Annotated in this window: 7 protein-coding genes; all 7 read left to right on the forward strand. The window is 43.1% G+C overall.

Features of this window, described 5'->3' with window-relative positions:
* Positions 1–12 precede the first annotated feature (12 nt).
* The gene (rpe, locus tag AC5GD6_RS04685; protein ID WP_416428480.1) at positions 13–699 is read left to right on the forward strand and encodes a ribulose-phosphate 3-epimerase; all 687 of its coding nucleotides are present in this window, start codon (positions 13–15) and stop codon (positions 697–699) included.
* A gap of 1 nt (position 700) precedes the next feature.
* Positions 701–1,876 (forward strand): cysteine desulfurase family protein, encoded by a 1,176-nt coding sequence (locus AC5GD6_RS04690; RefSeq protein ID WP_464394950.1) that lies wholly within the window; start codon positions 701–703, stop codon positions 1,874–1,876.
* Positions 1,877–1,902: 26 nt separating this feature from the next.
* On the forward strand, positions 1,903–2,625 hold the full coding sequence (locus AC5GD6_RS04695; RefSeq protein WP_464394949.1) for a zinc ribbon domain-containing protein: 723 nt from the start codon (positions 1,903–1,905) through the stop codon (positions 2,623–2,625).
* Between the two features lie 23 nt (positions 2,626–2,648).
* The gene (coaBC, locus tag AC5GD6_RS04700; protein WP_311439084.1) at positions 2,649–3,938 is read left to right on the forward strand and encodes a bifunctional phosphopantothenoylcysteine decarboxylase/phosphopantothenate--cysteine ligase CoaBC; all 1,290 of its coding nucleotides are present in this window, start codon (positions 2,649–2,651) and stop codon (positions 3,936–3,938) included.
* Positions 3,939–3,979: 41 nt separating this feature from the next.
* A complete protein-coding gene (locus tag AC5GD6_RS04705) occupies positions 3,980–5,797 on the forward strand; it encodes an ABC-F family ATP-binding cassette domain-containing protein (protein ID WP_491846346.1) in 1,818 nt (605 codons plus the stop codon).
* Positions 5,798–5,845: 48 nt separating this feature from the next.
* Positions 5,846–7,684, forward strand: coding sequence for an ABC transporter ATP-binding protein (locus tag AC5GD6_RS04710; RefSeq protein WP_491846347.1), 1,839 nt, complete (start codon positions 5,846–5,848; stop codon positions 7,682–7,684).
* Between the two features lie 85 nt (positions 7,685–7,769).
* Positions 7,770–9,295, forward strand: a 1,526-nt coding sequence (locus tag AC5GD6_RS04715; protein WP_491846348.1) for an ABC transporter transmembrane domain-containing protein, incomplete at its 3' end; no start/stop codon positions are given.

Below are 9,295 nucleotides of genomic sequence, written 5' to 3' on the forward strand. Positions count from 1 at the left end.
AAGGGTTCATTCATGGATACACATCCCATTTGCATTGCGCCGTCAATGTTGTCCGCCAATTTTATGAAGCTTTCAGATGAACTTTCATCTATTGCAACAGCCGATTATCTGCATTTTGATGTAATGGATGGACACTTTGTTCCAAATTTAAGTTTTGGATGTCCTATTCTACGCGCGGTTAAGACCTCTAGTGATTTACCCGTTGACGTTCATCTGATGGTTGATAATCCCGAGGCAACGCTTGAGTGGTATCTTGACGCAGGCGCCGATTCCTTCACCATTCATATGGAAGCTCAAACTCACTTAAAACGACTTATTGATACTATTCATTCAGCTCATAAGCGTGCTTGTGTTGCACTTAATCCTGCAACAGCAGTCATGAATTTAGACGACGTTATCGAAGATGTAGACATGGTCTTGGTTATGAGCGTAAATCCCGGTTTTGGTGGTCAATCATTTATTGAGTCTACCTGCAAGAAGATTGCAAAGGTCAAAGCGTTATGCGACGAACACGGTGTTAATCCTGTGATTGAAGTAGACGGTGGCATCAACGCTCATAATGCATACGATGTGGCACGCGCTGGTGCAACAATGCTGGTTGCGGGTTCATCGGTCTTTAACGCGCAGGATAGATCTGCTGCTATTGAAGCATTACGTAGCTCTGCGCAGCGCGGAGCTTTGGAAGCAAAGCGTGCATAATATGAAATCTTCATCATACGTATACCTTGATTATGCAGCCTCAGCTCCGCAGCGCCGTATTTCTCTTCAGACGCAAGAAGCTTATGAGGAGTCTGCCTATGCAGGAGCCAATCCAAATTCGCTGCATACACCAGGACGCTTAGCTTATGCGGCACTTGAGCGTAGTCGTCGTCAGATTGCCTCATGTTTCACAACGGCTCTAGACCCTTATGAGGTGCACTTTACTTCTGGTGGTACCGAATCTAATAATATGGCGCTCTGTGGTATTGCGCATGCATATCGTCTTAGACAGCCACATCGTACTAAGATTGTTGTTTCAGCAATTGAGCACGATTCGTGTCTTGAGCCACTTCCTCGTCTTAAAGAACAAGGATTTGAGATCGTATACGTACGCCCTTCGTCAACGGGCGAAATTACCTGTGAACAATTACGAGCTGTCTTAGATGAGCATGTTGCGCTTACCTGCATTATGTATGCCAATAACGAAACAGGTGTTATCCAGCCAATTCGTGAACTTGCACGCTGTGCTCATGAGGTAGGTTCTTATGTTATGAGCGATGCTGTACAAGCGTTTGGCCGTATTCCTTGTGATTTAGAAGAGATAGATGCATGCTCTATTGCGGCGCATAAAATTGGTGGGCCAGTGGGTATTGGAGCTTTAATTCTTAAACGAAATACGCCTTTTATGCCCCTTACCTTTGGAGGTGGTCAAGAAGGTGGCGCCCGTCCTGGTACTCAAGCAGTGTGTTTGTGCGAAGCATTTGCACAAACGGCACGTGAATGTATACAACATATAAAACAAAGACGGTCTACAGTTGCCGCACGCGCACACATGCTTGAGCAAATGTTGTGTGCATCAGATCGCATAACTCCAACAACGCCGCTTTCGTTTGCTGACAAACGGCTTCCAGGAATTGTAAGTGTACTGGCAAAAGACTGTGATGCTCAGGCAATTTTGTTGCAGCTTGATAGCAAAGGTTTTGGCATATCATCTGGATCTGCATGCGCCTCCGATTCTGCACGTGCGTCTCATGTCTTGCGTGCACAAGGAATCTGCGAGCGTGATGCGCTTGGTGCGTTACGAATTTCGTTTGATGAGCGCGTAGACGAAGATACGCTTAAACGTTTTGCAAACACGCTTTTATCAATTGTTACCACATCACAAGTTGCCCTATAAGCTGTACGTATCATGAAAGGAACCCTATGAAAGAGTATCAAGCACTTCTTAAACTTCAAGAGGTTGACATACAGCTTATGCGGTATAACCAACAACTTCATGGCCTTCTTGAAGGAAAGCGCATACCTGCTTGCACTACAGCCCTTAAAAAGTTAAAACAGCAACAAACTCAACTGTTGGCACAACGCAAAGACATCGAAACAGAGCTTCAAGATAATCTCGACATGCAAACACACTTGCAAGAAATCACCCAAAAGGTAAAGCTTGAGGCACAGGCTGCAGGCAGCGATTATCGTCGTATTAGTGATTTGGAGCTTCAGCTTTCCAGCCTTGCAAAGAAGTTTGAAAAGTTGCAATTTGACGAAAAAAAGCTTAAAGCAGATTTAGAAAAATTTAAAAAAGCCGAGCACAATGCCCATCTTTTACAGGAAAAATTGCGTGGGGAGTTAGCTTCGCTTAAAGACGAACAAGCACAAAGCATTGAAGACATCAAGCGTCAAGCCGCTTCGTTATTACATGTTCGTGACGAGGTAAAATGTGGTCTTACCCATGAGCATATTGCATTATATACCAGCCTCAAAAGCAGATTTAACGGTATTTGTGTTGAAGAACTTAAGGGAAATATGCCATCGGTTTGCTGTGTTAAGCTGCAACCCAGTTTGTATAACAAGATCAAAGCAGATCAAACTATTGCAGAATGTCCGTATTGTCATCGTTTGCTTATCATTGCTTCTCATGACAGATCGTAGAGATAGACCGTAGAGGAATAACTATGAATACATCGGATAAACCTTTACAGGTACTTTTAGTGGTATGCGGAGGAATTGCCGCATATAAAGCTGTACTTACGCTTCGAGAGTTACAAAAACACGGCTGCGATGTTCGCGTTGCAATGACAAAAGCAGCTTGCGAATTTGTGGGCCCACAAACATTTGCGGCAATATCGGGACACGATGTATATACCGAGCTTTTTACTCACAACAGCACGATTGCCCATATCGAGCTTGCTGATTGGGCAGAGGTAAGTGTGGTTGTTCCAGCAACGGCAAATATCATGGCAAAACTAGCAGCAGGAATTGCTGATGATTTGGTAAGTTCAACGCTTTTAGCAGTTCATACTCCTGTTGTAATTGCCCCTGCTATGAATGTGCATATGTGGCAGGCGCGCTCAACTCAGGTTAATGTTAATACCCTTAGATCTTGGGGTTATTACGTTGTTGAACCGGCTTGCGGTCATCTTGCTTGTGGCTATAATGCCACGGGAAAGCTTGTTGATCCTATTGAACTTGCTTGGTATGTTATGTGCATTGCGCGTTGTGCTTCTGCTGACTTAGCTGGCAAAACTGTGGTGATTACGGCAGGTCCTACCAGAGAGGCGCTTGATCCTATACGCTTTATTTCAAATCATGCCACAGGAAAGCTTGGTTATATGCTAGCTCGTGCTGCTTGCGCCCAAAAAGCGCGTGTAGTACTAATTAGTGGTCCTTCTGTTTTGCCTAGACCGTTTGTTGATTCGTTTATTTCTGTAGTAGATGGCAAACAGATGTATGAGGCAACGCTCGAAGCTGCTAAGAGTGCTGATGTCATAATTTGTACGGCTGCAGTAGGGGATTGGCGTGCCGAAACAGTTGCTCCGCAAAAAATCAAAAAGCCTCATGGTGAGTTCATATCTCATGCAGAAAACTCAAGTCCTGTGTCGCTTGATTGTGCTGGCAGTACTCATGCGCAAAACCCAAAGTCATATACGCTTCGTCTTGTTGAAAATCCCGATATTTTGCAAACGGTTGCGCGTCTGTATCCTCAAAAAATTGTTATTGGCTTTGCTGCCGAAACCGAGAATGTGGAGCGCAATGCTGCTGAAAAATTAAAGTTTAAGCAATGTACGTGCATTATTGCTAATGATGTGTCAAAAGCAGAGTCTACTTTTGGTGCACAAACCGACAAAATTACCATCGTATATCCCGATCATTTGATACACCACGATACACAAGAGTTGCCCGAAGTTGCACGCGTTATTCTTAACGAAGTAAAGTCTTTATTGCATATACAAACAAGTGCATAACACAAGGCTCATGGTACGAAAACATCAGTTAAAGGAACGCAATGTCAGTTGTTATAAGTGCAGATAAATTATGTGTTGAACGCTCTGCAAAGGTTTTACTTTCGAACGTGTCACTTGGAGTGAGCGCAGGCGATACCATAGGCGTGGTTGGTCAAAACGGCGGAGGAAAATCAACGCTTCTGCAGGTGCTTGCGCATATTATGGAGCCCGATAGTGGATGTGTTATAACGCGTAATGCTTCTTCCATTGGTTATCTTGCACAACGCGATGCATTTAAGGATACCGATCTTGTTCGCGATGTTGTATTTCAATCGCTTGAAACTTATGAATGGGCACAAGATCCTCTTAAGCGCTCTCTTGTTAATTGTTTGCTGCAAGATGTTTCATTTGATACCACTATTTCCAAACTTTCTGGTGGTCAGCGCCATCGCTGTGACCTTGCGCGTGTGCTCCTTGGCTCATGGGATGTGTTGCTGTTGGATGAGCCTACCAACCATCTGGACATGACAACCATTGCATGGCTTGCTTCCTATCTTAAAGATCGTAAACGTATTCATGGATTAAGTTCGGTTATCGTTACGCATGATCGTTGGTTTTTAGACGAGGTATGCGACCACATGTGGGAAGTTCACGATGGCTGTGTTGACCCATTTGAAGGTGGATATAGTGCCTATATTCAACAACGTGTTGAACGTGAGCGTCTTAGCGAAGTTGCAGAAACTAAACGTCAAAATATGTTACGAAAAGAGCTTAATTGGCTTGCTCATGGTGCTAAGGCTCGCAGTTCAAAGCCTAAATTTAGGGTTGAAGCTGCCTTAGAGATGGTTGCGTTGGACCCGCCACTAAGAAATTCTATTGAGCTTAAGGCTCTAGCTGCAACGCGCTTAGGAAAACAAGTTATAACACTTGAGCATGTTGGGTGTACCTATGGTTCTCATCAGGTAATTAAGCCTCTCGATTGGATCATAGGGCCTGGTGAGCGCATTGGCATTGTGGGAGAAAACGGAAGCGGTAAATCATCTCTTTTACGGATCATGACGCTTAAGCAAGTTCCCTCACAAGGCGTTGTAAAAGTGGGAAAATCCGTTGTATTTGGCATAGTTGACCAGCACTTGTCATGTTTTGCTCACAAGGAAAACCAAACGGTTGAGCATGTGTTGGCACGCTCAAAATCAAGTGTGTATATTGATGGCAAAAGTTATACACCCATGCAGCTTTTTGAACGACTTGGTTTTAGAAATCTTGATCAAAAAAGTCGTTTGTGTGATCTGTCGGGCGGGCAATTGCGCCGTTTAGCTCTTATGATTACACTATTAGAACAGCCTAATGTTTTAGTGCTCGACGAGCCTGGAAATGACTTAGATACCGATATGCTTGCTGCGCTTGAGGATGTTTTGGATTCGTGGGCTGCAACACTTCTTTTAGTTACACACGATCGTCATCTTATGGAGCGTGTTTGTGACGATATTTATGCTTTGCTAAATGGAGAACTTATTCATATGCCTCGTGGCATAGACGAATATATGCAACGTCTTATCTCACAAGATAATGACGCAAGTTCTTCTCATGCGCTTGGTTCTAGTCTAGTGACAAAAAACAAAGATCGTGCTGCAAAACAACAACACGCTTGCGGTGGCGCGTCACGTTATGAGCTTAAAAAACAATGTGACGCCGTTTTAAGAAAGCTTACCAAGCAACAAGATGAACCAGATCGAATTCAAAAACTTATGCAAGCATGTGATGGATCAGACTATGAACAACTTGCAAAATTGCAAAAACAGTTAAGTGAAGCGCAAAGGTTAGTTGATGAACTAGAAACTCAGTGGCTTACGCTTTCTGAAAAACTTGAATCACTTTAGAGCATGACGTTTAACGAGATACATGCTCATCGTTCGTTTGGAGTGGGTATGTTTGACATGCTAAAACGCTTTGTAATGCCATACAGATTGCAAGCATTATGTGGTATGACAGGAAAAGCAGTAGAAGTTATTTTTGAGGTCATAACGCCATATTTTGTTATGCGCCTCATTGACGAAGGCATCATGGGCCATAGTTTTACGGTTTGTATGTACTACGGCGCATGGTTGGTAGCTGCAGCTGGTATTAGTTATGGCGCAACGCTAATTTGTCAATCAGTTGCTGCACAGGTTTCTGTGAATGTTGCCTGCGACGTGCGCCGTGAACTTTTTTCAAAGATTTCAACTCTGTCGCTTTTATCCCTGCATAAATTTTCTACTTCAACGTTGGTAAATCGCTCAATTACTGATGTTAATCAAATACAGCTCATGATTGCGCTTGCCATTAGGCAGCTTATTCGCTGTCCTTTGTTGGCAATTGCATCAATTATCTCTGCATTGATTTTGAACTGGCGTTACGGATTGATTTTTTGTGTTTGCATTCCACTTGTGGCTCTTATTTTTGCGTGGGCAATTCAAAGACTCTCACGTATGTTTACGCTTTTGCAGCGTACGCTTGATACCTTAAGCGATCATGTATTGCAAAATTTGGAACTTGTTGAACTTGTAAGAGCGTATCGTACACAAAAGATAGAAATGCAACGTTTTGAAGATGATCATCAACACTATATACAGCTTCTTGAAGCAACAAGCCGCATTTCTGCGCTTTTGTCTCCAGTAACGTTTGGAATTATGAATATGGGCATTATGATGCTTATGTATGTGGCATCGCTGCGTGGATATGCACTTTTTTCGATGTTCAACATTTCTCAAGGTACCTTAGTTGCTTTGATAAACTATATGACGCAAACACTTTTGGCAATTGTCTATATTTCAAACCTTATGTTGGTATTTACCAAAGCCTCCGCTGCCTCTGCGCGTGTTATGGAAATCTGTACCTGCAAGGATTCAACCTCAGCAGATCATGCTCTTACTGCTGATGCTTTGGCAGATACTTCTGTACCAACGAATACACAATACGTTTTGGATCATGTGAGTTTTACTTATAACCCTTGTAGCTGCACAAGTACGCAAGCTGCAGGTACTAAGGGCGCGTGTTTGTGTGGGATGTCAAAAGATAAAGAATCAACAGCCGAAGAAGGTTTTGCTCTTACCGATATTACCTGCACAATCCCTGCACACGGCTTTATTGGTGTTGTTGGATCGGTTGGGTCGGGAAAGTCAACGCTTTTAGCACTCTTAGCTCAACTGTACACTCCTCAAAAAGGTGTAATTTGTTTTGGTGGATACAATCTTTCACAGCTTTCTTCTAACGTATGTTCACAAAACATATGCTATGTACCCCAAACAACTGAGCTGTTACAAACTTCAATTCGTGATTTTATATCTCTTGGTAATGATACGTTGACTGATGCAGATATAAACAATGCGCTTAAGCAGGCGTGCGCGTTTGATTTTGTTCGCAGCCTTGACAGAGGAGTTGATACCATTGTTACTCACGGCTCGGCTCAAATGTCGGGTGGTCAAAAGCAGCGTTTAGCACTTGCTCGGGCATTCGCTTCACGCGCGTCACATATTTTATTAGATGATAGTTTATCGGCGCTTGACGCACTTACCGAGCAAAAGGTTGCACAACATCTTCTTAACCGAGCCAAACAGAGCTGCGTTATGCTTGTATCTCAGCAGATAAGTCATGTGAAATGCGCAGATATGACTTTGGTTTTAGATAAAGGACACCTGGTTGGTGTGGGCACGCATGCAGAGCTTTTACAGTCATGTAAGGTGTATCAGGAGCTTTATGAAACACAACATGCGTATACGCGAGAATGACTTGTTGTGATGGTAGATGCAGGTAATACCTGTAATTTTGAGTACGCAATAAAATGAGCAAACATTAAAAAAGGAATTGGATGCGATGAAAAATCCTTATGTTGCAGCTGGTTCGGCACAAACTATAGTTTCTAATACACAAAATTCGCAGGCATCTGGCTCGAGTACTGCACAATCTAAGACGGATGCGCTTGTTTTTCATGCTGTTGCGCCCACGCGCTCAGAACTTGTGCATTTCCTTATGCCGTTTTTTAAGCCTAAGACAGTTTCATTTATACAAAGCGTCGTATTGTGTACGCTGGCTTCATGTTGTTCTTTTAGCATTCCGCTTTGTATTGGTTTATCGGTTGATGCACTTTTTACGCCGGGCATGCCGTCTCTATCAACGTATTTGCTCCTTCTGCTTGTCTCAATTATGGCAAGTGCTCTGTTTGAATGGACAGGCGTTGTACGTTTTACCCATGCTTGCGTGCAAAGTATTCGCGCTCTCAGAAGTAGATGTTTTGCGCTCATTCAAAATATACCGCTTACCTATATCACTAAAGATGTGGTGAGTGATATTCACAACCGTCTTATTATGGATTGTGATCAAATATCTGATGGTCTTATCCTTGCGCTTAACCAAAGCGTACGAGGACTTATCATTATTGTGGGTTCGTTTGTATGCATGTGCTTGTTGTGTTGGCAGATGGCTCTTATCATTATTGTTCTGCTGCCTTGTTTTATGTTTATCAATTCCTATATTGCCTCTCGTGGACAGTCCTATTTTGAGGCACAACTGCACGCGCAAGAAAACATGATGCAGTTTATTCACGAAAGCGCGCGTATGCAAAAATTGTTACGAACAACCAACTCTTTTCGAGCGCGCTCTCAACAGTTTTGTGCGCTTAATCACAAGGTTGAAGTACAAGCAAAGCGCGCTCAGTTTTTGAGTTCGTTAGCAAATCCTACCACGCGCCTTATTCAAAATCTTTTATATGCATTTGTGGTAACATTGGGCGCATTTTGCGTGGTAACGCAACAGTTTGGGCACTTAAGCGTTGGTGCGTTGGTGAGCTTATTGGTGTATACGCAACAGCTTACTAAGCCAATTAACGAACTATCAGGATTATCTACACAAATTCAAACGGCCTATACCTCAATGATTAGAATTGTTCAGCTTCTTATGTTTGCAAAAACTTATGAGAACAATTCAGATGAAGTCTTTGATGGTAGCTCTGTGTTGTGTGCACCTACAAACACTGCGTCTGTTCGTGCTACAGGTGATATGTCCAATGCATGTGACCCTTGCGACTCTCACGATGTACGCCGCACACAGCGCATATGCAAGACGCCTACACATGTAAATGCACCTCGCTCGCCACTTCTAAAAGTCTCAAACATTTCTTTTTCTTACGATGGAACGCATAATGTGATCCACGATCTATCGTTTGAGGTATATCCTCATCAAACATTGGCTTTAGTAGGTCATACGGGTTGTGGTAAATCAACTTTGCTACACCTGCTTATGCGCCTGTATCCGCTTGGATCAGGTGAGATCTATTTTAGGGAAGTGCCGTATCGTCAACTGAGTTCACAAGAGGTTCGCAAACATTTTGGCATGGTTTTGCA

This window comes from Fannyhessea sp., from assembly GCF_986145555.1.

Bases quoted from the DNA above. Each gene is read 5' to 3' on its own strand.
- rpe (WP_416428480.1), top strand. From the start codon at position 13: ATGGATACACATCCCATTTGCATTGCGCCGTCAATGTTGTCCGCCAAT.
- AC5GD6_RS04690 (WP_464394950.1), top strand. From the start codon at position 701: ATGAAATCTTCATCATACGTATACCTTGATTATGCAGCCTCAGCTCCG.
- AC5GD6_RS04695 (WP_464394949.1), top strand. From the start codon at position 1,903: ATGAAAGAGTATCAAGCACTTCTTAAACTTCAAGAGGTTGACATACAG.
- coaBC (WP_311439084.1), top strand. From the start codon at position 2,649: ATGAATACATCGGATAAACCTTTACAGGTACTTTTAGTGGTATGCGGA.
- AC5GD6_RS04705 (WP_491846346.1), top strand. From the start codon at position 3,980: ATGTCAGTTGTTATAAGTGCAGATAAATTATGTGTTGAACGCTCTGCA.
- AC5GD6_RS04710 (WP_491846347.1), top strand. From the start codon at position 5,846: ATGTTTGACATGCTAAAACGCTTTGTAATGCCATACAGATTGCAAGCA.